This is a genomic window from Neobacillus sp. DHD-1R (assembly GCF_057747995.1).
Map to the genome: position 1 here is coordinate 689,955 of NZ_CM173232.1, position 24,676 is coordinate 714,630.

24 protein-coding genes are annotated in these 24,676 nt (G+C 40.3%); 14 read left to right on the plus strand and 10 right to left on the minus strand.

Translation table 11 applies throughout. The features are described from left to right. The first annotated feature begins 6 nt into the window (after nt 1-6). The 12 genes from AC3ANL_RS03300 to AC3ANL_RS03355 all read left to right on the plus strand — a co-directional run bounded on the left by AC3ANL_RS03300 (nt 7) and on the right by AC3ANL_RS03355 (nt 16,123). The gene (locus tag AC3ANL_RS03300; RefSeq protein WP_488327841.1) at nt 7-2,061 is read left to right on the plus strand and encodes an outer membrane protein assembly factor BamB family protein; all 2,055 of its coding nucleotides are present in this window, start codon (nt 7-9) and stop codon (nt 2,059-2,061) included. Between the two features lie 458 nt (nt 2,062-2,519). Continuing rightward, entirely contained in the window at nt 2,520-3,467 is a 948-nt protein-coding gene (locus tag AC3ANL_RS03305; protein ID WP_488327842.1) for a hypothetical protein, read from the plus strand. 57 nt (nt 3,468-3,524) lie between these two features. Further along, nucleotides 3,525-5,135, plus strand: coding sequence for a hypothetical protein (locus AC3ANL_RS03310; protein WP_488327843.1), 1,611 nt, complete (start codon nt 3,525-3,527; stop codon nt 5,133-5,135). Between the two features lie 196 nt (nt 5,136-5,331). After that, nucleotides 5,332-5,916, plus strand: coding sequence for a sigma-70 family RNA polymerase sigma factor (locus tag AC3ANL_RS03315; protein WP_488327844.1), 585 nt, complete (start codon nt 5,332-5,334; stop codon nt 5,914-5,916). After that, nucleotides 5,900-6,937: a hypothetical protein gene (locus AC3ANL_RS03320; protein WP_488327845.1), complete on the plus strand. Its 1,038-nt coding sequence runs from the start codon at nt 5,900-5,902 to the stop codon at nt 6,935-6,937. Before AC3ANL_RS03315 ends, AC3ANL_RS03320 begins: the two co-directional genes overlap by 17 nt. Before the next feature lie 154 nt (nt 6,938-7,091). Beyond that, nucleotides 7,092-7,409, plus strand: a complete 318-nt coding sequence (locus AC3ANL_RS03325; RefSeq protein ID WP_488327846.1) for a hypothetical protein — start codon at nt 7,092-7,094, stop codon at nt 7,407-7,409. Between the two features lie 360 nt (nt 7,410-7,769). Next, nucleotides 7,770-8,288, plus strand: a complete 519-nt coding sequence (locus AC3ANL_RS03330; protein ID WP_488327847.1) for a DoxX family membrane protein — start codon at nt 7,770-7,772, stop codon at nt 8,286-8,288. A 324-nt stretch (nt 8,289-8,612) separates the two neighbouring features. Then, complete coding sequence (locus AC3ANL_RS03335; protein ID WP_488327848.1) at nt 8,613-9,641, plus strand: PTS sugar transporter subunit IIC; 1,029 nt, start codon at nt 8,613-8,615, stop codon at nt 9,639-9,641. A 363-nt stretch (nt 9,642-10,004) separates the two neighbouring features. Then, nucleotides 10,005-10,502, plus strand: coding sequence for a PTS sugar transporter subunit IIA (locus AC3ANL_RS03340; RefSeq protein ID WP_488327849.1), 498 nt, complete (start codon nt 10,005-10,007; stop codon nt 10,500-10,502). A gap of 225 nt (nt 10,503-10,727) precedes the next feature. Then, on the plus strand, nt 10,728-10,898 hold the full coding sequence (locus AC3ANL_RS03345; RefSeq protein WP_488327850.1) for a hypothetical protein: 171 nt from the start codon (nt 10,728-10,730) through the stop codon (nt 10,896-10,898). Nucleotides 10,899-11,501: 603 nt separating this feature from the next. Further along, nucleotides 11,502-12,134, plus strand: a complete 633-nt coding sequence (locus AC3ANL_RS03350; protein WP_488327851.1) for an FMN-dependent NADH-azoreductase — start codon at nt 11,502-11,504, stop codon at nt 12,132-12,134. Nucleotides 12,135-12,499: 365 nt separating this feature from the next. Continuing rightward, nucleotides 12,500-16,123 (plus strand): bifunctional 2',3'-cyclic-nucleotide 2'-phosphodiesterase/3'-nucleotidase, encoded by a 3,624-nt coding sequence (locus tag AC3ANL_RS03355; RefSeq protein WP_488327852.1) that lies wholly within the window; start codon nt 12,500-12,502, stop codon nt 16,121-16,123. Between the two features lie 121 nt (nt 16,124-16,244). Here AC3ANL_RS03355 and AC3ANL_RS03360 read toward each other — a convergent pair whose 3' ends face one another. After that, nucleotides 16,245-16,943 carry a pirin family protein gene (locus tag AC3ANL_RS03360; protein WP_488327853.1) on the minus strand — a complete coding sequence of 233 codons (699 nt, stop codon included), beginning with the start codon at nt 16,941-16,943 and terminating at the stop codon, nt 16,245-16,247. Nucleotides 16,944-17,555: 612 nt separating this feature from the next. Here AC3ANL_RS03360 and AC3ANL_RS03365 point away from each other — a divergent pair. Then, nucleotides 17,556-17,981 (plus strand): OsmC family protein, encoded by a 426-nt coding sequence (locus AC3ANL_RS03365; protein WP_488327854.1) that lies wholly within the window; start codon nt 17,556-17,558, stop codon nt 17,979-17,981. 92 nt (nt 17,982-18,073) lie between these two features. On the opposite strand, the gene AC3ANL_RS03370 is transcribed toward AC3ANL_RS03365, so the two are convergent. Further along, nucleotides 18,074-18,517 (minus strand): hypothetical protein, encoded by a 444-nt coding sequence (locus tag AC3ANL_RS03370; RefSeq protein ID WP_488327855.1) that lies wholly within the window; start codon nt 18,515-18,517, stop codon nt 18,074-18,076. Between the two features lie 265 nt (nt 18,518-18,782). Further along, nucleotides 18,783-20,213 carry an Ig-like domain-containing protein gene (locus AC3ANL_RS03375; RefSeq protein ID WP_488327856.1) on the minus strand — a complete coding sequence of 477 codons (1,431 nt, stop codon included), beginning with the start codon at nt 20,211-20,213 and terminating at the stop codon, nt 18,783-18,785. 238 nt (nt 20,214-20,451) lie between these two features. On the opposite strand from AC3ANL_RS03375, the gene AC3ANL_RS03380 reads away from it, so the two are divergent. Next, the gene (locus tag AC3ANL_RS03380; protein ID WP_488327857.1) at nt 20,452-20,910 is read left to right on the plus strand and encodes a hypothetical protein; all 459 of its coding nucleotides are present in this window, start codon (nt 20,452-20,454) and stop codon (nt 20,908-20,910) included. A 156-nt stretch (nt 20,911-21,066) separates the two neighbouring features. Here the strand turns inward: AC3ANL_RS03380 and AC3ANL_RS03385 are convergent, their stop codons facing one another. The 7 genes from AC3ANL_RS03385 to AC3ANL_RS03415 all read right to left on the minus strand — a co-directional run bounded on the left by AC3ANL_RS03385 (nt 21,067) and on the right by AC3ANL_RS03415 (nt 24,379). Next, nucleotides 21,067-21,210, minus strand: a complete 144-nt coding sequence (locus tag AC3ANL_RS03385) for a YvrJ family protein (protein ID WP_488327858.1) — start codon at nt 21,208-21,210, stop codon at nt 21,067-21,069. A gap of 75 nt (nt 21,211-21,285) precedes the next feature. Continuing rightward, nucleotides 21,286-21,504 (minus strand): DUF2922 domain-containing protein, encoded by a 219-nt coding sequence (locus AC3ANL_RS03390; RefSeq protein WP_488327859.1) that lies wholly within the window; start codon nt 21,502-21,504, stop codon nt 21,286-21,288. A gap of 126 nt (nt 21,505-21,630) precedes the next feature. Beyond that, nucleotides 21,631-21,849, minus strand: a complete 219-nt coding sequence (locus tag AC3ANL_RS03395; protein ID WP_488327860.1) for a DUF1659 domain-containing protein — start codon at nt 21,847-21,849, stop codon at nt 21,631-21,633. A 338-nt stretch (nt 21,850-22,187) separates the two neighbouring features. Next, the gene (locus AC3ANL_RS03400; RefSeq protein WP_488327861.1) at nt 22,188-23,012 is read right to left on the minus strand and encodes a peptidoglycan recognition protein family protein; all 825 of its coding nucleotides are present in this window, start codon (nt 23,010-23,012) and stop codon (nt 22,188-22,190) included. A 250-nt stretch (nt 23,013-23,262) separates the two neighbouring features. After that, entirely contained in the window at nt 23,263-23,481 is a 219-nt protein-coding gene (locus AC3ANL_RS03405; protein WP_488327862.1) for a DUF2922 domain-containing protein, read from the minus strand. A gap of 91 nt (nt 23,482-23,572) precedes the next feature. Then, nucleotides 23,573-23,791: a DUF1659 domain-containing protein gene (locus AC3ANL_RS03410; RefSeq protein ID WP_488327863.1), complete on the minus strand. Its 219-nt coding sequence runs from the start codon at nt 23,789-23,791 to the stop codon at nt 23,573-23,575. Between the two features lie 108 nt (nt 23,792-23,899). Continuing rightward, nucleotides 23,900-24,379: a sigma-70 family RNA polymerase sigma factor gene (locus AC3ANL_RS03415; protein WP_488327864.1), complete on the minus strand. Its 480-nt coding sequence runs from the start codon at nt 24,377-24,379 to the stop codon at nt 23,900-23,902. Nucleotides 24,380-24,676 lie beyond the last annotated feature (297 nt).

Genomic DNA, 24,676 nt, shown 5'->3' on the forward strand with positions numbered 1-24,676 from the left:
GTGAATGTGAAGCCGGCAGAGGGTGGAAAGGGACTTGCTGTAAAAGAAATGGCCTCAAAGGAAGTTACAAAAAATCCAATGATTCCAGCGTTTTCAAGCAAGCAATTGACAAAGATACCAAAAGATGAGTGGATTTCAAACGGGGGTAATGTATTTAATCAACGCTATTCGGACTTAGATGAAATTAATACATCTACCATTAAGAATTTAAAAGGAAATTCCGTTACACATCTGGGCTCGGGACTTGAATTTAAGTATTCAGGAGAAGCTACTCCGGTTGTTTATAACGGTGTCATGTATGTGATTACAGGTGCGGATGAAGTTTCGGCGGTTGATGTCGAAAAAGGTGAGACTCTCTGGACTTATAAACCTGACATTGGGGACTTGAATACCGTTTGCTGCGGATGGACAAGCCGGGGTGTAGCGATTGGAGACGGGTTAGTATATGTCGGTCTGCTAGACGCCAGGCTCGTGGCTCTTGACCAAAAAACCGGTAAAGTGGTATGGACAACAACAGTCGATGACTGGAAAAAAGGATATACAATTACAAGTGCGCCGCTTTACTATCATGGAAAGGTGTATACGGGAATTGCCGGCGGCGAATATGGCATCAGAGGGCGGGTGACTGCCTTTAATGCGGAAAATGGAAAGGAGCTTTGGCGGTTCTACACCATCCCGGCGCCCGGAGAAACCGGACATGAAACATGGCCAAGTGATAACGATTCATGGAAGCGTGGAGGGGCTCCTGTTTGGCAGACACCGGCTGTTGACCCTGAACTGGGCATGCTTTATTTTTCAACAGGAAATGCCGCCCCGGATTTAGATGGAAGCAAACGAAAAGGCGATAACTTATTTACCTCTTCGATTGTCGCTATTGATGCGGAGACGGGGAAATACAAATGGCATTTTCAAGAGGTACATCATGATATTTGGGACTTGGATGCTCCAAATCCAGTAATTTTATTCGATGTAAAAAAAGATGGGAAAAATAGAAAAGCTCTTGCCCAGGCTGGTAAAACCGGCTGGGTTTATATCCTGGACAGAACAAATGGGAAGCCATTAATCGGGATTGATGAAAAACCTGTCCCGCAGGAACCGCGCCAGAATACTTCCGCAACACAACCGATCCCGGCAGGCGATGCGTTTGTGCCACAAGAAGTCACAGAAGAAATGATCAAAAAAGAAGTAAAAGGATATGACGGTAAATTATTCGGTAAAATTTTCACTCCATATTGGGAAGAAGCGATGCTTGTGAAGCCATCGACCTTTGGCGGGGCGAACTGGCCGCCATCAGCTTACAATCCGGAAATCGAGTATTTTTACGTGTTGGGTTCCGATCAATATTCTACTTTTACCCGAAGCTTGGAAGAGTATAAAGAGGGAACCGCTTATTGGGGCAGCATTATCCAGCCGATACAGGATGCACCGCTAAGGGGAACCGTAACGGCGATTGACGTGAAAACGAATAAAATTGCCTGGCAGAACAAATGGGATGCAACAGCCTACAGCGGACTTTTAACAACGAAGGGTGGACTCGTCTTTGTGGGCCATAATGATGGCAGGTTAATCGCTTATAACGCTAAAACGGGTAAGCAGGTCTGGGAATTTAAGACCGATGCTGGTGTCAATGCACCGCCAGTTACCTATGAAGTTAATGGGAAACAGTATTTATCGGTCCTTGTCGCAGGAAATTCCTTGGCTGGATCCAAGCATGGCGATTCGTTATGGACCTTCTCACTGGATGGCAAGATTGAATCCGGAACGGTCACAAACAATAAGGATCAGAAAGAAAATAAAGATCAGAAGTCCGGTGTGACAACGGCTAATGCAACTGCCGGCGAAGAGGTGTTTAAAGGAAATTGTCTAGCTTGTCACGGAGAACAAGGAGCAGGCGGACATAACGGGCCGAACCTGCAGATGAGTGAGGCAGCGAAACATCCGGACCAAGTCATGGAAAGAGTCAAAAAGGGCGGCACGGTCATGCCAGCCTTCGGAGACCTGTTGACCGATCAACAAATCAAAGACGTTACGGCCTATATAACGGAAATGGTCGCAAAATAGAGGAAGGGGTCAGTCCCCTGCTGCTTTAAAGCAGCGGGGGACTGACCCCTTTTTGGTTGATGAAGGACAAAAATAACCAGGAAGGCGAGAGAAGTGTCTTTCATCAGGTCGATGAAGGACAAACGTAACCAGGAAAGCGAGAGAAGTGTCTTTCATCAGGTCGATGAAGGACAAACGCAACCAGGAAAGAGAGAGAAATGTCTTTCATCGGGTCGATGAAGGAAAAAAATACCAAGGTAGTATGAGAAATGTCTTTCATAAGATTGATAAAGATAAATCTCCGCGGAAGATGGGGCTAAAATCGTACAAAATGTACCAAAAAAACAGGCTATCTGAATCATAGGATAGTAGGTAAATAGATTCGTTTCTATTTTTCGGTGAAGAAAACGGTCAAATAATGTTTCATTTCCTCGAATGCTGTCCATGAAAGAGACAATTAGATGAAAGGGGGTGAGAGATTGCACTTCCGTCCTTTTGTTATGTCCGCTCTAATGGTGGGAGCAGCCCTATTTTTGCCAGGTAATGTTTTTGCGGAGAAGAATGAGGTTAATGGACAATCGAAGTCAAACGAGGTATCTGTCCAGGCGAACGCCGCTTCAGAAAAAGCGAAGAACCCTGCTGCTGTACAAGCACAGGCTAAGATTCCGGTGAAAGCTGAAAATGCAAAACCAATTGGGAAACCAATTGCAAAGCCTATAGCAAAACCAACTAAATCTGTGGTAGTCCCTGAACAAGCTAGTAAGAATCAGAGTAAAGAAAAAGCGCAGGCAACCCATATTGTCCCTAAACAAGCTGCTTCTCATAAACCAGCAGTAACGCCAAAAACATTGCCGACGCAAGCAAAAGGGAACGGCTACGGTTTGTCTGCTGTCAAAAAGACTGAGAAGACCGTAAATGCTCCTGGGCAAGAGAAAAGCAAAGCTGTTCAGGCGAATAAGAGTGAGTTAGAAAAGAAAACACTTACGACTCATGATGGGGTTGAACCTGTTTCTGTGGTTGAGGCGGCTACTGTAAAAAATAAAACCGAATCAACAAGATTGGTGAATCAAACCGAATCGTACGAGAAAGTTTCAGACCTATCCATACCAAAAAAGGTGGAGCGTTTGGATGAACCTCTTGTACCAGAGCCACCCGAAAAGGGAAAGGTTCCTGTTAGTAAGGAAGAGATGCCAACCATCGATCAGATGCCTAACCCGACTCAACGTTCAAACAGTTCTGGCGGACAGCTAAATGATCGCGTCAGCCAGGGGTTACATACCATTAGCTTTTTGGATAATTGGTTTGAATGGAATAAATATTATCAAATCAAACTTATCCAGCCTTACCTTACTCGGTATGCGCTTATGAATCATCAATGGGTGAATGCTCCACCTTCACCGCCACCGCAAGCAGCTCCTTCTTTATAAACCGTTACCCGAAGCTAAAAGCCACGGAATACGAAAATAAGAGGAGCGAAAATAAAAATGAAACATTACTTAAACCCTAATAAAGTTGTTGTGAAATCTATGGTATTAGCTGGAGCGTTATCTTTTGGATTTTTTGCACAAGCGCAATTGGCTGCAGCTGCTGGTCCTGATCATGGAAAAGCTGGACAAGCTGTTCATGTTAAAGCAGAAAATAGTGTCAAGGTAAATGTAAAAGAAAAGCATGTACCAGTTTCAAAACCAGCTGTCCAAGTAAAACCAGCAGCACCCGTTCAGGCACAGCCCAAAGCTGAAAAAGTGAACAAATCTCAAGCAAGCGTGCATGCCAGTGAAACAGCAAAAATGCATGCTAATCCAAACTCAGCTGTTCTAGGTAAGGTTGGAAAAGTGGAAGAGGCAGTAACCGAGGAAGTACCGGTTCAAGAACCTGTTAAGGAAGAAGTTCCAGTTCAAGAACCAGTAAAGGATGTAGCGGTAACGGAGGCAACTCCAGTTCAAGAACCTGCAGTGAAAGAGGCTGACGTTACAGCGGAAACTCAAACTACTGAACCTGTTGTTCCTGCAACCGATGTTGTAGCTGAACCTACTGTCGAGTCTGATGATGAAGCAGTTGTTGAAGAAGAAAAAGCAGCGGAGGTTGAGTCTGATTCAGCAGTTGTAACTGATAATCAAGAGGATGTTGATCAAGATGCTGACCAAGATTCAGATTCTAAGAAAGTGGATTCTGATCATAATGCTGTAGTGAATTCTAAAGATGATGAAGATGCTGAGGCAACAGAAGAAGATACTGACACAGACAAAGACTCTAAGGTAAATCCTTCTGCTGAAAATAAAGTAAATTCTCAAGCTTTTGAACATGCAAGCGACAATGCTAAAGCACATGCTGCAGCAAACTCTGCTGTTCTAGCTAGTGGAGAAGTATCTGAAGACGTAGTTTCTGAAGATGTAGTTTCTGATGAAACTGCTGAAGAAGCAACAGAAGCTGTAACAGATGAAGCAACAACTGAAGAAGCAACAGAAGCTGTAACAGATGAAGCAACAACTGAAGAAACAACAGAAGCTGTAACAGACGAAGCAACAACTGAAGAAACTGCAGTAGATGCTGAAAAAGTAAGCCCATCCGTAGCAAACAAAGCAAAAGCTCAAGCTAGTGTCAAAGCAAGCAAACAAGCAAAAGCACACGCTGCAGCAAACTCTGCTGTTCTAGCTAGTGGAGAAGTATCTGAAGACGTAGTTTCTGATGAAACTGCTGAAGAAACAACAGAAGTTGTAACAGACGAAGCAACTGCTGAAGAAGCAACAGAAGCTGTGACAGACGAAGCAACAACTGAAGAAGCAACAGAAGTTGTAACAGACGAAGCAACTGCTGAAGAAGCAACAGAAGCTGTAACAGACGAAGCAACAACTGAAGAAACAACAGAAGTTGTGACAGACGAAGCAACAACTGAAGAAGCAACAGAAGTTGTAACAGACGAAGCGACAACTGAACAAACAACAGAAGTTGTGACAGACGAAGCAACAACTGAAGAAGCAACAGTAGTTGTAAAAGATGAAGAAACTGCTGAAAAAGCAACAGAAGTTGTAACAGACGAAGCAACAGAACAAGTTATTGTTGAAGATACAACTGTTGAAAAGGCTATAAAAGAATAATTGGGGTCAGACCCCACAAATGCAGGGTGGAGAGAGAAATCTCTCCGCCTTTTTTGATTTTCAAAAATGGTTGGTGATGCGCCCACCCATTTTTTGTATGATACGAATAGGGGGATTTTTATGATGAATAAAAAAATATGAAACTAAATATAAGCTTCCTTAGTCTTAAGGGTGTTAGAAAGGAGGAAGTTTTTAGGTGCCTAAATATAGTGTTGCAGATCTGTCAACCAATTTTGAAAACATAAGTGATGAAGATAGAGCAAGGATCATTGATGAACTGATGACCTTGTATTCGAAAAAAGTCTATTTACTAGCATACTCCTATGTAAAAGATCAGGGGCTTGCCGAAGATATATCCCAGGAAGTGTTTATCAAATGCTATAAGTCTCTTAAACAGTTCAGAGGAGATTCGCAGCTATCGAGCTGGATCTATCGAATTACAGCTAATACCGCCAAGGATTTTCTCAGGTCTAAGAGTTTTAATATCCTCAAGTATCCGAAAAGTTTCTTTGAAAATTTAACAAAAAGTGAGAGTTCCGAGGATGCTTTCCTCAAACAAGACCAGCGGCAAGCGGTTTTACAAACAGTTCTTAGCCTTTCAACCAAATATCGTGAAATGATCATTCTTTACTATTTTCAAGATGAAAAAGTGGAGGATATTGCTGATATTTTAAATATGAATGTAAATACAGTCAAAACAAGACTATCACGGGCTAGGTCTATTTTAAAAGAAAAGATAACTTCTTTTACAGGAGATGATTTACTTGAAAAACGATCTTAAGGATGTAAAAGAATACTATAACGAACTGTACTTTGAGGAAGGGATTGCCAATAGAATTAAAGAAGGCGTCCATCAACAAATTTATCGTAAAAAACGAACAAATCTCGGCAAAAAAATCATGTATGTCAGCAGTGCAGCTATAGCAGCCTTTGCGTTATTTATTGGTTTAGCCTTTTACTCACCTGCGGTAGCCAACGTGGCCGCAAAGGTGCCGTTTTTAAAAATGCTGTTTGAATCAAAGCCGATTACGGAAGAAATTCACGATGCGCTCACAAAAGAAGGTTACCATTTTGATGGTGTTGGTGTTCAATATAGACCAAATAAAATGGTGACGGTGAACATTATCGGGACGGATGATTATGTAAAAAAAGTTACACCAGAAGTGAAGAAGATTGTGACCGGCCTCCTCCTTGCTAGAGATTTGGATGCCTATAAAGTCGTAGTTGAATCGATCGATCGGACCGTTGAACTCACACCTGAGGAACAGAAGGTTGATGAAAAAACCACTAAGGTGGGAGATGTGGTCATCGCGGTGCTAAAAAGCTACGGTTATGAACAAGTTTCATTTGGACCGGATGTGGTGAATAAGACGATTGAATTAAGTTTACCCAATACGGAAACGAGATTAGAAGAAATGAAGCAAAGTGTTCAAACGGAACTAGCTGCAAAAGATTTCGGAACCTATACCGTTAAAGTGGAAGTCTATAACGCGAAGAAAAGAGAGCGGGAAGGTAGATGGGGCCCAATTATTCATACGATTGCGGAAGGAACGTTTGGCGCTAAGAAATTTAAAGTAACGGGTGTGGGATACACGAATCGGTCGGCCGAATATATGACGATTATCATCAAAACGTCTGCATCCTCGACCGACTCTGACTATAAAAAGGTCATTAAAGATATTGAAGAGACGATTCAAGAGTTCCTTATCTCCAAAGAAACCAAGGAAATTATTAAGGATGATGCTTATAAAGTTATCATTCGATCAAAAGACAAGAAGGAAACGGTGATTACTTCAGACTGATGCTGTGGCTAGGGAAAAAAATAAAGGTGCAAAAACACATTGGGAGTACAAGTGACTTCAAATGTGTTTTTTTGTTTTATTTGTATTTTTTACATATTTTGTAATTGGATAGTGTTATTATTTACATATATAGATAAAAGGGGGACTCTCCAAAATGAAACGATTACTGAACATAGCGATTACTTTATTAGTTTTACTAGGCTTGAGTTTTGGAATCACGTATTTAACCGATACAAAGTTCATTGATTATTCGTTTATGATTGGCTTAGGTGCCACCGTCATTGTTTGGTTTTCGACCTCAAAAGGCGGGTTCACCTCACGAAATCTCGATTTGACCATTCAAGGAACAACAGGGATCAAAGCAAAAGAACAAAAGTATGAGTTTTCACCTAATCTTGCTTTTTTTACATCCTTGGCATACACCATCCTATCATTCGCTGCTATGTTATATCATTATAGGAGCTATTTATAAATCGATACTGGCAATAAAAGAGCTTGGGGATCCAAGCTCTTTTATTTTGATTACCAACTTATTCATTATTTACATGCATTGAATTAAATACAGGATTTTTACAATTTTTTAATCGAGGGTCAATAATCGATTAGTAAACTTAACTTATGACTAATTCTTTGGAGGCTTTTTCTAGGAAACTAAGTTGATCAGTGGCGGCGTGCTCCTGCTGGAGAAAGAGAGATTTTAGCGGTGTTCAATTTTCCGTCAAAACATTTCTAACAAACTGTGAACTTATCACTACAGCCATGGTATTAATGCAAAAAAGTTATATATTGTAAGTATAAAGAACAAAACAAAAAATGAAGGGCGGAATCATTTATGTTTAATACATTTTTAAGAGAAAATAAAATTGCAGCGGCCATCCTAACAGTCTTACGTTTATATCTTGGTTATTCTTGGTTCACAGCAGGTTTAGGCAAATTAACAAGCGGCGGCTTTGATGCTGCTGGATTTTTAAAAGGCGCAATCGCCAATCCGGTAAAAGGTCCAGATGGCGCAGTCGTTTTTGGCTGGTACGTTGACTTCTTGAAACATTTTGCCTTGCCAAACGTTGATATGTTTAACTTCATCGTCCCTTGGGGTGAAACACTTATCGGCTTAGGTTTAATCCTAGGCTGCTTAACCACAACGGCAATGTTCTTTGGACTAGTGATGAACTTCAGCTTCTTCCTAGCAGGCACCGTATCTCACAACCCTAGAGACATTTTTTTAGGCTTCATCATCTTAACAGCTGGTTATAACGCCGGCAGAATCGGATTAGACCGTTGGGTAATTCCTTTCATTAGAAAAATGAGCAAAAAAGAAACTGGTACTGAAAAGCCAAAAGTTACAGCATAATTGAAACATCCAATCAAAAGACGATTCGGACTCCGAATCGTCTTTTTGCATGTTGTTAGGATGATACTATTACATCCATTTATTGAAAAATAGAAATTTCAGAATAGCGATAATTATTGACACAATTTTAAAAAAGTTATACTATTATATCAATTTTAAAAAATTTCTCTCGATTTAGTGACTGATAAATTTGAAAATTATTATTTAAAAATGGACTCAAGGGCCCTCTATAAGGTGATTAATGCATTTCGGAAGATAACTTTTATGAGACTAACAGCAAATAATTATTTGGAAATTTGATTAATCTTTAAGGTGGGGTAAACTATGAAACAATCTACAAAAAAATATTTAGTGGATCGTATGTATAAAGCATCACAAGGACTGGCCAATGCCGTTTTAGTTACACTTGGAATTGGGCTGTTGATTCAATCGTTTGGGACATTTACGGGTTGGGAAGGATTTAATGTAATCGGCACCTCGGCACAGCTCATGCTGGCACCAGCCATCGGAGCAGGAATTGCCTACCAGCTTGGCGGTAATACCTTAGTTATTTTTAGTGCCATGGCCTGTAGTACAATTGGAGCTAATGCGCTCCATATCGGTGCGAACGGTGGAGTTACCTTAGTAACAGGGCAGCCGATCAGTGCTGTCTTGGCAGCGGTTGTTGCGACTTGGGTAGGAAAACGTGTGACGGGAAAAACGAAACTGGATATGATGGCAATCCCGTTTGCTGCTGTTTTTACAGGTGGAATTGCTGGTGTATTTTTAGCAAAGATTACAACTCCATTGTTACAATGGCTAAGTGCACAAATTACGGCCTCCGTTAAGGGTTATCCATTAATGGGAGCCATCACCATCGCACTTGTGTGGAGTGTCTTCCTGATGTCACCGGCATCGTCAGCAGCGATTGCGATAGCCCTGCAGCTTGACCCTGTATCAAGCGCAGCTGCGTTAATTGGTTGTACGGCTCAATTTGCCGGCTTTACGGCAATGTCGCTTAAACAAAATGATCTTGGCGCCAATATTGCGCAATCCTTAATTACACCAAAGGTTCAGTTTCCAAACTTGGTTAAGAACCCCCGTCTAGCGATACCGCCATTTATTTCAGCGATTATTTGCGCACCAATTGCGACGATGATTTTTGACTTCCAAGTGCCATACAAATTAGCGGGCCTAGGCCTGAATTCCTTAATTGCACCAATTAATATATTAGCCAACCAAGGTGCGATTGTCTTTTCTGTGTTTATTGCAGTGGGCGTCGTTCTTCCGGTTATCATTTCTCTCTCTATCTATCATGGTTTGAAACTATTAGGCTGGGCCAAAAAAGACGATCTCCGAATGGTTATTCAATAACTTTGCGGAGGTTACCTGTCAGAAAAAGCTGAAGGTTGAAGTTGTTATTGCTAACGACTTTTCATTCAGCTTTTTTTTAGAAGAGGGATATATATGAATTTGACTTTATTTCTCAAAGTCCTTATGGTTAGATATATAGATAAAATGATAGTAAACTAAATGAAAATGACCTTTTTATTTTAAAAAATGTTCTTTAAGAATTGAATATTCCTGTCCTAGCGGAAGGGAACATGAATGGACCATTTTTGAGTCAGTTTTCCAATATGGATGGGAGGATACCGTTTGAACAGCGGTATCTTTTTTGTGAAATTGAAATCTAAGCGTTCCCTGTGGAATACTAGTACACAAAAGGAGAGTATGAGGATGTTTAAAAAATTATTTGGATTGAATGGAGCAAGCAAAGAAGAAACGATTGTCGCACCTGTAACGGGCCGTTTAGTGCCAATTGAAGAGGTACCAGACCCGACGTTTGCCGAAAAAATGTTAGGTGATGGCGTTGCCATTATTCCATCAGAAGGGGTAGTCGTGGCTCCTGTTGACGGTGAAGTCATCTCTTTATTTCCAACTAAGCATGCAATTGGGATCAAATCTAAGCAAGGATTGGAAATCTTAATTCATATTGGGCTTGAAACCGTGAATATGCAAGGTGAGGGATTTGAAACGTTTGTTAAGGTTGGAGACAAAGTATCAGTCGGGACAAAGCTCATCAGTTTCTCCATTGAATTAATTCAACAAAAGGCAAGCGCGATTATTACACCAGTGGTGATAACAAATCCCGACAAGGTCAAGGAAATAAATCGCGGGGACATGGGCGAAGTAACAAAAGGACAAACAGAAATCATGAAAGTCGAAGTAAAGTAGTAGAATTGAAGAGGATATCTCAAAAGGGTCTGACCTAACGTTTAACACTCAATATATAGTCGCTTATTAGGAGAAGTTGAGCGATATATTGAGGTTGTGGGGTCAGACCCTTTGTTTTGAGAAATCCTCTTTTTTTTGCCCATTTTTGATTAAGAGATGCTCCATTTATCCTGCCGTTACATATGACTAGAGTGTAAGATAATAAACTGAAAGTGGGTTGTTAACATGCCTCCATTTTTTGGCTCAGTTGGTTATCCTGTGATGGGGTTAGGCTATAGTCCGTTTGGTTATGGATACGGCGGTTATGGTGGGTACGGGTACCCATTCCATCATCACCATTATCCATTCTACGGCGGATTTGGGCATCATCATGGACATTGGGGTTACGGCTGGTAAGAGAAAGAGATTCGCAAAATGAGGAGGATATGGCATGGCCCAGTCCTCTACTACATAATTCAGATGGGGTCAGACCCCCGGTCCGTTAAAGCGTTAAAGGGAAAGAGCTATTTGAGTGTTTGTCCTCAAATAGCTCTTTTGAATCTTAATAAAATGGAGTGCCTGGCGGTCTCCAGTATGGATTTCCATAATGACCTTGGCTTGCAAATGGCTGCTGTCCATAGGACATACCCGGATTATGATGGGATTGCTGATAGGCAGACGGATTATGAGGAGTATGGACTATAAGAATAGTGGTTATATTTCGCCATACAGGCTCCAGGTTGTCCAGGATGTGGACCTGTTACAATCGTATGAGTCAAGGCTTACACCTCCTTTAAACCGTTTTACTTTATAGTATGAATCCGAAGTACATCATGTTCCTATTATCATTTTCCTTTATTAACCTGTTAAAATAAATAGATGTATCCCATATTTTTCCATTCTTACCTATATTTTTAACTATGTATATAGGTGTTTTTCATTGCTTTTTATTTCAGTTCCATATATTATGAATTCGAAGTAACTATTCAACTATAATATCTAAAGGAGATTTACAATATAATGAACGTTTTAGTAGTAAAAGCAAATAACCGTCCAGCTTCTGAAGCTGTATCTAGCAAAATGTATGAGACTTTCATGGAGAACTTAGAGGGTGTAAACGTCACTACTTATGATGTTTTTACAGAAGATATGCCTTACTTTGGTCAAGATCTATTCAATGCTTTTGGTAAAGTTCAATCTGGCGAAGCGTTAACAGACCTTGAACAACGCCTATTAGCAGCAAAACAAAAAGCGATGGATGCGTTAACAGCAGCTGACTTAGTTGTGTTTGCGTTCCCACTTTGGAACTTAACAATCCCAGCACCATTACAAACTTTCATTGATTATGTATACGCAGCAGGTTTCACATTCAAATATGATGAAAACGGCCAATTAGTCCAATTAATGACGGACAAAAAAGCGATTATTCTTAATGCGCGCGGCGGCGTTTACTCCACACCAGAAGCAGCACCTATGGAAATGTCTGTAAACTACATTAAAAATGTGGTAGGCGGCGTATTTGGTATGCAAATTGTGGATGAAGTCATTATCGAAGGCCATAATGCAGCACCAGATCAAGCACAAACTATTATTGCTGAAGGCTTAGCAAAAGTGGCAGAAGTAGCAAAACGTTATTCAGCTGTTAGAGCTTAAGTTGGATCCCACATACAAACATTTATCGTTTAAATAGCAGGGCAGGGAGATCAGTCTCTCTGCTTTTTTTTTATAAAAATTAATAAGTTGTGGCTCCGAGAAATGTTCACCCTCCATAAGTAATAGGTAAATGTTCTTACCTGTAACAGTATTGTTTTATAAGCATTCAGAAAGCTTAACAATCGCTTAATGCTGAGTTAACAATGAATATCTATTGTTAAAGATGGTTCAACAAAACACTGATTTTTTATAGTAAGGGGTAAATCTAGAAAAGTCATTTAAAGAAGCCTTCATTTCAGGAAGAGAGGGAAATGAAGGCTATTTTACTGAACTAAAAAACTATATTTATAGAAGGGTGATTTTGAATGAAAAAAAGAAACAACCTGAGCACCAAGCGCATTTTATCAGCTTCTCTTGCGCTAACACTTATCTCATCTCCACTTTTTTCATCACAAGCAAACGCAGCAAATCAGGAAAAACAGCAGCATAACAATGGAGCTGAAAATGTTCGTGCTGACAAACCAAACAAATTTGGTAAAGACCTTGTCAATTTACGCCTCATGGAAACGACTGATATACATACCAATCTAGCAGCCTATGATTATTTTAAAGATGCTCCTTATGAGAAGGTTGGCTTAGCGAAAACCGCTGCACTTGTCAAACAAGCACGGAAAGAAGTAAGGAATAGTGTTTTAGTAGACAATGGAGACTTAATTCAAGGCACTCCGCTCGGAACGTACAAAGCGAAAATAGCACCATTAAAAGATGGAGAAGACCATCCTGCGATTGCAGCAATGAACCAAATGGGGTACGACATGGCGACACTTGGAAATCATGAATTCAATTACGGATTAGATTTCCTAAATGAAACCTATGATGATGCGAATTTCCCCGTTGTCAATGCGAACGTGTATGTAGATGACCATGATGATAATCCCAATAATGATAAAAATAAATTCACTCCCTATCGCATTGTTGAAAAAAATGTGATCGATGAGAGAGGGAAGAAGCATAAAATCAAAATTGGTTATATCGGATTCGTTCCTCCGCAAATTACGGAGTGGGATCAAGCCAATCTTGATGGGAAGGTCATCACCAAAAATATTGTGGAAACGGCAAAAAAATTCATCCCGCAAATGAGAGCAAAGGGTGCTGATCTAGTTATCGCGATGACGCATTCTGGCTTCAACAGTGATAAAGCCAATACAGAGGACGTTATCTACTCCTTAAGTGAAGTACCTGGAATTGACGCCATTACCTTCTCTCATACACATAAGTTGTTCCCTGCTAAAACAGAAGCAGCGCTTGATGGATTATTTTTAGGCGCAGATAAAAAGCCATTACCAGGCGTGGATAATGCCAAAGGAACCATTAACGGTGTAGCCGCTGTTCAAGCAGGCTATGGCGGCGGGTCTCTGGGCCTCATCGATTTGCAACTTAAAAAAGAAAAAGGTAAATGGTCTGTTGTCAATTCTCAATCTTCTACCCGTGAAACGTATAAGGATGAAAAAGATTCTGTTACGGGTCAGACCAAAACAGTGAGCACAGTACAACCTGATAAAACCATTTCCAAGCTTGTGAAAGCTGATCATGAGGCAACCATCAATTACGTGAATATCCCAATTGGTAAAACGACTGACGATATTCACAGCTATTTTTCTTTAGTTCAAGATGATCCTTCTATTCAAGTCGTTACGAATGCGCAGAAATGGTACGTTGAGAAAACCATTGCTCAAAGCAAACCAGAGTTAAAAGATTTGCCTATTCTTTCGGTTGGAGCTCCTTTCAAGGCCGGCCGCAATGGGGTAGCTGAATATACAGAAATCAAAAAAGGTGATTTAACGATCCGCAGCGCTGGTGATTTATATCTGTATGACAACACTTTAAAAGCGATTAAAGTGAAGGGTTCTGTCGTGAAAGAATGGATTGAAATGACGGCAGGAAAGTTCAACCAAATTGATCCGGCTAAAACGGACGAACAACCACTGTTAAATCCAGCCTTCCCTGTCTTTAACTTTGATGTTATTGACGGCGTAAACTATCAAATTGATGTAACAAAACCAGCAAAATACGATACAACTGGAAAATTAATTAATCCAGATTCAAGCCGTGTCATTAATCTTACGTACAACGGTCAACCAGTCGATCCTAATCAAGACTTTATTGTTGTCACAAACAACTATCGTGCCGGCGGCGGCGGTAACTTCCCAGGTGTAAAAGGAAGTGAACTAGTGGTTGACTCCGCAGATGAAAACCGTCAAATTTTAATGGACTATATTTCGGAAACCAAAGAAATCGTTCCGACTGCTGATAACAATTGGTCGATTGCGCCAATTGATGGCGATGTAAATGTTACGTTTACAACATCTCCACTAGCTGAAACCTATATTAAACAAGGCAGCAATATTACGTATACCAAGCAAACAGATGCGCAAGGTTTTGGTATCTACAAATTAAATTTAAGTCCTATCAACGTACAATTACTAGGCTTAAATGACTTACATGGCCAGCTTGATACAGTTACCAAGGTTGGAACGGAATTGGCTGGTAACATGAAGTACACGGCAGCTGCAATGAAACAACGGAAAGCCACAAACCCGAACACCCTTTTAGTTCATGCGGGTGATATGATTGGCGGCAGCCCGCTTATTTCCGCACTCTTCCAGGATGAACCGACTGTCGAAGTGATGAATGCGATGAAGTTTGATGTTGGTACACTCGGTAATCATGAATTTGATGAAGGTATAGCGGAATTAAAGCGGATGATTCATGGCGGCGACCATCCAAAAGGAAATCCCGGCTATAAAGGAATGGACTTCCCTGTTGTCGCAGCAAACGTGTTTGACAAATCAACAGGTAATTTAATTACTGAACCTTACGCGATCAAGGAAATTGCCGGCAAAAAAATGGGATTCATCGGTGTTGTTACGCAAGAAACACCTAATATGATCGTGTCCAAAGGAAATGAAAATCTGCAAATTACTGATGAAGCTGAAGCCATCAATAAATACACGGCTGAATTAAAGCAGCAAGGCATCGAAGCGATTGTGGTTCTTGCCCATAACCCAACCACACAAACAGACAATTCCGCTTCATTTGATGCATCTAAAATTGCTGAACAAGTAGATGATGAGGTAGATGTCATTTTCGCTGCCCATAACCATGTGGGTGTGAATAAAGTAGTCGATAACAAGCTAATTGTTCAGGCATACTCTTACGGCTCCGCTTTTTCCGATGTTGATTTAGAGCTTGATCCTATAACAGGTGACATCGTTGACAAGAAAGCAGAGATCGTAACGGTATTCCAAAAGGATTACACACCTGATCCAGAAGTTTCCGCGATTATGCAGAAGTATGAAGATAAAGTAGCGCCGATGAAAGCAGAAATAGTCGGGGAGTCTAAAACCACTTTGGAAAAAGGATACCCTAGTGCAGTAACGGGTGATTTTGCACTAGGAAACTTGATTGCAGATGGAATGAAAGCCGAAATGAATGCTGATTTTGCCTTAATGAATGGCGGCGGTGTTCGAGCCAATCTTGATGCTGGTACAGTCACGTTCGGCGACCTTTTCGCCATCCAGCCTTTCGGTAATGTGTTAAATAAAGTCAAGCTAAGTGGTGCTGATTTGGAGACTGTTCTAAATAACCAAATTTCAGCAAATACGGCGCCAAATGGAACAAAATCCTATTATCTCGACTTCCATGTGGCCGGCTTTAAATACACATGGGATGGTAATACAGGTAAAGTCGTAGACATCTTCCTGCCAAATGGTTCGAGAATTGATAAGAATCAGGAATACACAGTTGTTGTCAACAACTATATGTATGGAAATGCGAAATACGGTATTAAAGATCTCGCGACAGATTTAGAGGTCGGTCCGGAAGATCTACAGGGTACTTTAAACTTTGTTAAAACACTTCCTGCACCATTCGAATATAAAGCAGAAGAACGTATTAAACAGTTAGTACCATTAGCAATAGCTCAATAAAATTTTATTGGTAAAAAGGCTTGGTTTAGAAATTTCCTAAATCAAGCCTTTTTTTATGAGGAAATTCTTCTCTTTTAAACAAAAAAACAATAATGGAGCAGGGGTCTGACCCCTCACTCCATTATTGTTTTTCCATTTCAACTATGAGTACATGTGTTGGTTCGTCTGCATGGAGCGTGATGTCTTCTTCGATAATTTCCATGGCATCTCGTGTTCCTAAGTTAATGTTATTTATGGTAGAACTGCCTTCTATTTGGACGAGGTAAGCTTGTCTTCCTTCTTTAACAGGGAAGCTGATTTCCTTGTCTCTATCCAAAAGTAAGGAGTAGATGTTTGCATCTTGATTAATCTTGATTGGTGCAGGGCCTTCTACACTAGAAACCATATGCAGCCATTGATTCTGGCGATCTTCAAGATTAAATCGATGGTCACCATAATTTGGTGTATGTCCGTTTCGATCTGGGAGAATCCAAATTTGTAAAAATCTTAACGTTTCCTCACCAAGGTTTCGTTCACTATGATACACACCCGTTCCTGCACTCATATACTGCACATGACCGCGTGAAATGGTCGATGTATTCCCCATGCTATCTCCATGCGTAAGCTGTCCATTAATGACATAAGAGATAATTTCCATATTTTGATGTGGATGCATCCCAAAACCAGTACCTGATTGAACGAGATCATCATTAATGACACGCAACACACCAAAGTGGAGATTTTCAGGATTATAATAATCTGCAAATGAAAAATGGAACTTACTCTTAAGCCATCCATGATTCGCACTACCCATATTCGCACTTTCTATTTTCCTCAACATAATATCATCCCTTTTTATATAGTATGAGCTAGAAAATTTATATAATAAAGTATCTTTAATTCGAGATAATTATAATCCTTATATTTGGATAGTGTCAATATAGTAATCGGTGCCTGACACCGTTATATGCGTTTGCACTGTTATAAACTGAGAAAAAAATTAAGTTTTGCATGTAATATCAGAATTTATAAGTTTTGGCTTCGAGAATTGTCCAGCTCCAACGCCCTAGCGGCTAGTGTCCTTCGCTCTCCGCCCTATGATAAGTCAAGCACGAATGCGCCTCCGGCTCTTCGTGTTTCCTTTATCGCGTTTAACGGGCAGTAGATTCTCAACTGCCCGTAAGAACCCGATCGGCTCAACTAACAATCAGCGAGAAAAACATTCGCTGATTGAAGTTTCACCTTATCTCAGTTGGAGTGCTCCATAAGGAAGGCTTCGGCAGCATTGGCATCGCACGAAGGAAAAGCGTTAGCTTTTCCGAGGAGGCCATACGCCGCTGACCAGGGCGCTTGCGCTTTTCTTAGTGGTGAAGCTTGTTTTTTGGCAATATAATGGGGAAGTAGTAAGGATGAACCTGATTGGTAAGAATATAAGGGAGAAAGGGGGATGGATATGGATTTCACTATTAACTGGAAAGAGAAAATGGCATTTTCCGGAGTTACGCCTTCCGGACATGAGATTACAATGGATGCAGCTCCCGAAGTTGGGGGAGAAAATTCTGGTGCCAGACCAACGGAACTGCTTCTGTCGGCTGTTGCTGGATGTACGGGAATTGATATTATTTCGATTTTGCATAAAATGCGCCTTGAGCCTTCTTCTTTTCAAATGGATGTTAACGGCGAACGGGCAGATGAACATCCTAAGCGGTTCACGTCGATAAACATCCATTATGCACTAGATGGTGACTTGCCTGAAGACAAAGTGATCCGAGCGATTCAATTGTCGAAAGACAAATACTGCTCAGTCTCTCATTCCTTGAGCGCAGAAATAACGGTAAGTTACTCGATTAATGGGGTTAAAGGAGAAAAATCCATATAATGTGTTAAAAAGTAACTGCCTTTTTTAAATAGGTGGTTATTTTTTGAAAAGAAGCGTAGAAGATTCCCTTACGCTTCTTATGATTTTGGTGCCTAGTTTGGCCCCAATTTTCTGATTACATATTTAAAGTACCAAGGCAGGAGAAGGTATGCTATTAAATAAAACGGAGTGGAGTACCATAATTTCCATCCTTTATATTTCATAAAGCCTGATTGAGTCAATAGAAATTCAATCAATAGAGAAACCACCGTCCAGATGACGGCATAAAGAAAACTTTTATCTATTTTCTTAAGGTTTAAAAATAAAATGGCAATTAAGGATGGAACAAATGTGATGAGGACCCAGTCCATAAATTCAACCTTTTGCGTGGGACCAAAGTCGATAAGATCTAAGATCACTCCAAAGATAATATGACAAATCCAAGCAAAATAACCTGCGGTTGGGAATAGTACAATGCTTTCTCTAAGCGTTATCTGTTTTGGAACTAATATAATGGCAAATACTAAAACCACAATGATGCCCCATACTATGAACAAATCTGAACAACCTCCGACCATGATTGATTTATTAACTGCCTTTTTATCAAAGGATTTATATTTTGTTCCGACTGTTATTTTGCCAATATACAGGAGGATTTATGCTTCATTTATTGAGATTAGCATTATTCCTTTCCTTGCCTGTCATAAGCTTCTAGGTTATAGATAGCTTAAAACATATTAAAGGGGATAATTCGTCATTTTTATGACCTAATTATCCCCACTTAGTTATATTTCATTAAAAGACCCTATCTTAATTCCTATGCTATTTAATCCAAGCACCATTTGCACCTAATTTGTAGCCTTGAATCTTTGTACTGTAGGCCATTTTGCCGCTGCTATAAAAGTAATACCATTTTGTTCCTACTTTCACCCAACCGGTCTTCATAGTCCCATTACTGCCTAAGTAATACCAATTAGCACCATCTTTCACCCAACCGGTTTTCATAGCTCCATTACTGCCTAGATAATACCACCTAGCACCATCTTTAATCCATCCAGTTGCCATAGCGCCGCTGTTCTTCAAATAATACCAAGCACCACCGGTTTTGACCCAGCCTGTTTGCATTACTCCATAAGCATTTAGATAGTACCATTTACCATCAAGTACCCAACCTGACCTCTTTACCCCTGTCTTCTTGTCTAAGAAAAACCATTTATTATCTATGAATAACCAACCGGTCTTCATAGCACCTGTAGTGGGTTCAAAGAAGTAATACTTTCCATTTTCGTAATACCATTTGGTGTTCTTTACGCCATTTGTATAATGATAACGCTGTCCGTTTTCTGAAACCCAGCCAGTAATTTTTGATGTGACCACCGTAACATAGCTTACTGCACTTCTGTTACCTGCTTGGTCAATTGCAGTTACACTCAATACTGTTCCTGTGGAATAAGTGATAGGTAGGCTGACTATGTATCTACCATTTTCGTTTGTTAATCCAGTACCTAAAATAGTTCCATTTAGTGATACTTCAATTGTAGAATTCGGTTCAGCTGCTCCTGTTAATTGTGTATCATTATCATCAATGCGGTTAACTTGTGGGGGAGATGGTGGTGTGGTATCTTGTGGCTGCTGCTGATCTAAAACATCCCATGCAAGACCGTATACATCATCTGTTACATATGAGCCTATGTTTAGGGCACCTACGTAATAAGTACCTGCTGCAAGATTGTATCCACTTGTTTGTTGATGATCATCGAGCTGCATATCGTCGGCATAAATTAAATTATCATACTCATCGGTTAAAACAAAACCTATATCAGATAAAGAATCGATAGGCATGATCCCAGAAATTGCTATATAACTGGGTTTCTCCAGAACAATTTCATAGGTATCCACATCATAAAGTGAGAATGTACCTAAAACAATATCTCCTTGTGGTAAAAAGTCTGCTTCATAAATGTTGTCATTGGGCTCATTTTCATAAATATAGTTTCCAGTTAATGATTGTGTCGTGTAGCCATTTTGAGGTTTTTGGGGATGTACTAAACTTTGAGGTAGTTGGGACTTTAACATTCTATCAATATTAGAATTATAAAACCCTTCCACTTTTTCTACTTTAACATGTGTTTGATCTTTTTCAAGTTTTCCTTTTGTGGCATCATAAGGCGATTCAGCTCTTGCATTAAAACCACCCAACAATAATATTCCAGTAGACAAGGCAACTAAACTACCAATCCTTTTTATGTTCACTGTGAACCTCCCATTCATTTATTAAATACAGTTAATTTTAACACAACATGTAAACTAATACTATAAATGTAAAATATTTACTATAAATTTTATTGTTAAGGTATAATCCATCATAAAGTTTTTCTGTTTTTCTCCGTTAGTAGATTGCTCTGTTTTATTATAGGTACAGAATGCTTGGATAATAAATAAATCATTTCCTTCATATAGTGTAAAAAACCTTACTATTGAAGGAGAAGCAATGAGGCGAAAACATGTTGGTTTCGGTACGTTAATCGGAATAATAATCGTCATGATTTTTTTGATTGTATTCATTAAGTCTGTTTTCTTTACCGACAAGGAAAAGGCTCAACGGGTCGTGGAGGAGTTTTATGCTGCTGAGCAGAAGGGGAATTTCACCGAGTCATGGGAACTATTTCATCCTTACATGAAGGAAAAGTGGGATAAATCAACCTATCTTAATGACCGGGCCCATGTGTTTATGGGGCACTTTGGAGCAGAAACGTTTGATTTTACGATCGAATTAATCGATAAGGTGAAAGGGTGGAAAATGTCAAAAGACAGAAAGCCTTTTAAAATAGCCTATAAATTTCAGGTCCTCCAGAAGTATAAAGGGAAATACGGGAAATTTAACTTTGAGCAGGATGTTTATGTGGTGCAGAACAAAGATAAATGGGAGATTGTCTGGGATTATAATTAATAGTCTCAATATTGTGTGGATGGAGGGAGGGAGGGAGGGGCGGGTGGAAATTACTATTATCACAGTAGGGAGACTACTTTGGGTGTCAGGCACCGGTAGTAAGCTTCAGCGCCCAGTAATTAGTATATTTCGCTAAACGGGCGCCTTGCGCTTTTCTTATGTTCGCTCCTTCATTCGGTCTGGCAGTCCCTGTATCGACTGGACGACTAGATCTAGTTTAGATTCAATCCGATAAAGTAAATAGAGGGTCACAACGATCGGGAATCCCACTTCGCTAATGAGGGGAATGACTTGTTCCACACGTTTTGGCTCCTTTCTCTTTAGGAATGTTGTAAAGAAGAGACCGACTTCATTACGAATCCGGCCTCACTGTTATTAAACAAGTTCATAATCGGTTACATTACGATCGATTATTCTAGCTCCCTTGGCTACCACAAAGTTTCCACCCGCGGTAGTAAATACTTCAGATGCAATAATTTGTCCCATCGACAGTCTCACCAACTCTTCATCAATTGGCTCTTTTGGATTATCAACTGAAAGGCGGGCCGTCTTTCCAAACTCCGTACCGAACTGCAACTCCAATGTCTTTGCCATTTCCATCACCTCCTTCTGATCCATCTTTTTGCTCCTTTTGGTGGGTAATCCCTGTGTCATGTGGTGTCAGGCACCATTAGTGGACACTGTCCACGTGGAAAGGACAGATAGGGTATAACTAGATCATTACGCTAAGATTTCAATGCTGTCGTTGCGTTCAACTTTGTTTAGAGTGTCTGTGCATAAGACAGAGATGGCTTGTGCTGCTTGATAGAGTTGATCTACGGTTGCTTCCTTTTTCACGTTGCTAAACGTTTTAGCTTTATAGATTGGTTTTCCTTCACCGTCGATCCCTGTTTGAAATACCAATCGAAGCTTGGTCCCTTCTAATAAGGCAAGTGCCATTGTCTCCCACCTCCTTTCACCTTCTATATATAGATTTAGAGCTAAAAAGGACAGGGGATTGGAAAATATTATTGGTTGATTGGTGGATTTGGACTTTGTTTGTTCTCGTGAGAGGTTACACACATTCAATAGCAGGTTATCAAGAACATAAAAATAAGCTTGGAGCAATGCCCAAGCGCCTTTTCTAGTGAGAGATTTAAACGATCTCGTTCGGAAGATCGGTTTTTTTACGAGGTTGTGTAAAAGCTCTAGCTAGGTTGATTGAAGCGCATGGAGCGCAAGGCAACAGCCAAGTTTAATAAAGCCTTTTTACAAACAAGCCCTGGGGTTAGGTTTGTCTATTGTTTTAGAGCACCGTTGCTATCAAAAGTATACTTCACTCCATTAATTTCACGTTCCCCAGTGGCCATCTTCCCTCTTGCATCAAGGTAGTACCATTTTCCTTTGGAACGTGCCCACCCTATCTGCATTTCTCCTTGGGGACTGAAGTAATACCAGCTATCGGCTACTTTGTACCAGCTAGTGATCATGACACCAGTTATTTCATTGAAGTAATACCATTTTCCTTTGTCCTGAAGCCAGCCCACTCGCTTTTTACCATTTTCGTAAAAATACCGTTTAGAATTTTCGTTAACCCACCCTTTTCGGGTTGGAACATAAGCATCCTGTACATCATGAACAAATTCGTTCCAAGTGACCCCGTGAGAGGTTAAATAGGCTAAGGGGTCTCCGTGGTCTGTTCCGCCCAAATTTCTAGATACCCAGGCATGAGACACTAAGGTTTTACCGTTGATGACACCCAAATTTTTTTGTTTTAACAGATAGGCAATTAACCAGACATATCGATGATAAGAATCGATAAATTTACCATGGTCGCTTGTTTCACATAATTCAACATGGACATAACGAGGATTTCCTTTTCCTGCTCCCCAGGCTTTATAATCTGTATTTGCTGTTTGTACAATCGAATCCCAATCGACAAAGAAGTGAACAAAAGCATTTCGATTGTCCCATTCTCTGTGAAAATAAGTTGATTCGGCTTCTGCGGTTGCTTCCGGTGTTGCTGTTGAATGAGCCACTACACCTTCATATGCGCCAACACCGTTTCGATACGGCTCTCTTGGTAAACCAGGGATTAAAGCTTTTTTAATCGGATAGGCCATGTTTACTTCTCCTTTCAATTTAATTAATCCACTGCATTTTTCGCTGTTAGTGAGGGGATGACATTATATATATTATTCATCTAACCTTTTTTTGCTCCCTTTGGGTGTTTCCAGGGCATATGTTTAATAGGATCCTTGAGCAGTTTTTGAATGGAATTTGGGATATCCTTCAGTTTAGTTTCTTGGTAAACCAGGATGATATAGCCGTAAAAAAGAGGCTGGATTTCTTATCAATCCGGCCTCTCCATTATTAAACAAGTTCATAATCTGTGACATTGCGGTCGATCACGCGTGCGCCTTTAGCAGCCACAAACTTTCCACCGGCAGTTGTGAATACTTCAGATGCAATAATTTGGGCCATTGATAATTTGACGATCTCTTCATCAATTGGTTCTTTCGGATTATCGACAGAAAGACGGGCAGTCTTTCCAAACTCCGTTCCAAATTGCAATTCCAATGTTTTAGCCAATTCCTTTACCTCCCTTCATGATATTTTTGGTGTCAGGCACCATTCGTGGGCACTGTCCATATGGAGCGGACACTATTGCTTTACTGATTCATTAGCCTAAGATTTCGGTGCTGTCATTGCGTTCGACTTTGTTTAGGGCGTCATTGCATAGGGCTGAGATTGCTTGAGCTGCTTGATACAGCTGGTCACCTGTTGCTTCCTTTTTCACGTTGCTAAATGTTTTCGCTTTGTAGATTGGTTTCCCTTCACCGTCTATGCCAGCCTCAAACACTAAGCGTAGCTTTGTACCTTCTAGTAATGCTAGTGCCATTGTCTCTCACCTCCTTTCACCTTTTATATATAGATTTAGGGACAAAAAGGATAGGCAGAGTGAAAATATTTTAATAATAAAACAAGTTGGACGCACCCGCCCATGCCTTTATCCCAGTTGTACCCGCAGTTTTTTTAGGGCGCCCATCCGCCACTGCTTTACTGCTGATACAGAGACTTTTTCCCGTACAGCAATTTCACGTACGGATAAATCATCAATAAACGTAGACGTCAGCCATTTCGTCTCTTTTTCCGTTAGTCCCTCACAATAAGCGAGGAGCTGCTCGACCGCAAAGGGCAAGATTGAATGGTGATCCTCCAAAGCCTCCCAGTATTCCTCTTTTGGATACGTGTTCCGTGCGGCATCCTTATTACGGTTGGTGAGGTCAAGAAGGAGCTTACCTTTTATGACCGTATAGGCATAATTTGTAAAGTTTCCCTTTTTGGCATTAAAGCCTTTTTGTGCCTCCCAAAGTCCAATTAAGGCAGTTTGATAGAATTCCTCCTGATTTTGATAAAGGCATAATGAGTGCATGATTTTAAAAATCATCGGCGTATACTGTTCGACTAATTGTTCAAAGTTATCCACTGCTGATCCTTCCGGGATCGCGCGCATTCCGATTTATTCCTAGGTAGCCTTACCATACCGAGAATAAAGGGGTTAATCGAATCTGCTATTTTCATTTATAAAAAGAAAAGAGGGGGAAATTTACATCCAATCTTGATAACCAATTACTTTCAGCGTAGTATTTTTGAAGTTAAGGAGGAAATGGTATAATTTACCTACCCCTAAAAATATATTGTATAGTCAGTCCTCATTAGACAGTTGGCAGATCTAATAATTTTGTGTTAGAAGGATTAGGTTAAAAGAAGTTTCACCAGTGGA

Excerpts from the sequence above, each read along its gene's own strand:
- AC3ANL_RS03310 (WP_488327843.1), top strand. The coding sequence starts at position 3,525 with ATGAAACATTACTTAAACCCTAATAAAGTTGTTGTGAAATCTATGGTA.
- AC3ANL_RS03325 (WP_488327846.1), top strand. The coding sequence starts at position 7,092 with ATGAAACGATTACTGAACATAGCGATTACTTTATTAGTTTTACTAGGC.
- AC3ANL_RS03330 (WP_488327847.1), top strand. The coding sequence starts at position 7,770 with ATGTTTAATACATTTTTAAGAGAAAATAAAATTGCAGCGGCCATCCTA.
- AC3ANL_RS03335 (WP_488327848.1), top strand. The coding sequence starts at position 8,613 with ATGAAACAATCTACAAAAAAATATTTAGTGGATCGTATGTATAAAGCA.
- AC3ANL_RS03340 (WP_488327849.1), top strand. The coding sequence starts at position 10,005 with ATGTTTAAAAAATTATTTGGATTGAATGGAGCAAGCAAAGAAGAAACG.
- AC3ANL_RS03345 (WP_488327850.1), top strand. The coding sequence starts at position 10,728 with ATGCCTCCATTTTTTGGCTCAGTTGGTTATCCTGTGATGGGGTTAGGC.
- AC3ANL_RS03350 (WP_488327851.1), top strand. The coding sequence starts at position 11,502 with ATGAACGTTTTAGTAGTAAAAGCAAATAACCGTCCAGCTTCTGAAGCT.
- AC3ANL_RS03355 (WP_488327852.1), top strand. The coding sequence starts at position 12,500 with ATGAAAAAAAGAAACAACCTGAGCACCAAGCGCATTTTATCAGCTTCT.
- AC3ANL_RS03360 (WP_488327853.1), bottom strand. The coding sequence starts at position 16,943 with ATGTTGAGGAAAATAGAAAGTGCGAATATGGGTAGTGCGAATCATGGA.
- AC3ANL_RS03365 (WP_488327854.1), top strand. The coding sequence starts at position 17,556 with ATGGATTTCACTATTAACTGGAAAGAGAAAATGGCATTTTCCGGAGTT.
- AC3ANL_RS03380 (WP_488327857.1), top strand. The coding sequence starts at position 20,452 with ATGAGGCGAAAACATGTTGGTTTCGGTACGTTAATCGGAATAATAATC.
- AC3ANL_RS03390 (WP_488327859.1), bottom strand. The coding sequence starts at position 21,504 with ATGGCAAAGACATTGGAGTTGCAGTTCGGTACGGAGTTTGGAAAGACG.
- AC3ANL_RS03395 (WP_488327860.1), bottom strand. The coding sequence starts at position 21,849 with ATGGCACTTGCCTTATTAGAAGGGACCAAGCTTCGATTGGTATTTCAA.
- AC3ANL_RS03400 (WP_488327861.1), bottom strand. The coding sequence starts at position 23,012 with ATGGCCTATCCGATTAAAAAAGCTTTAATCCCTGGTTTACCAAGAGAG.
- AC3ANL_RS03410 (WP_488327863.1), bottom strand. The coding sequence starts at position 23,791 with ATGGCACTAGCATTACTAGAAGGTACAAAGCTACGCTTAGTGTTTGAG.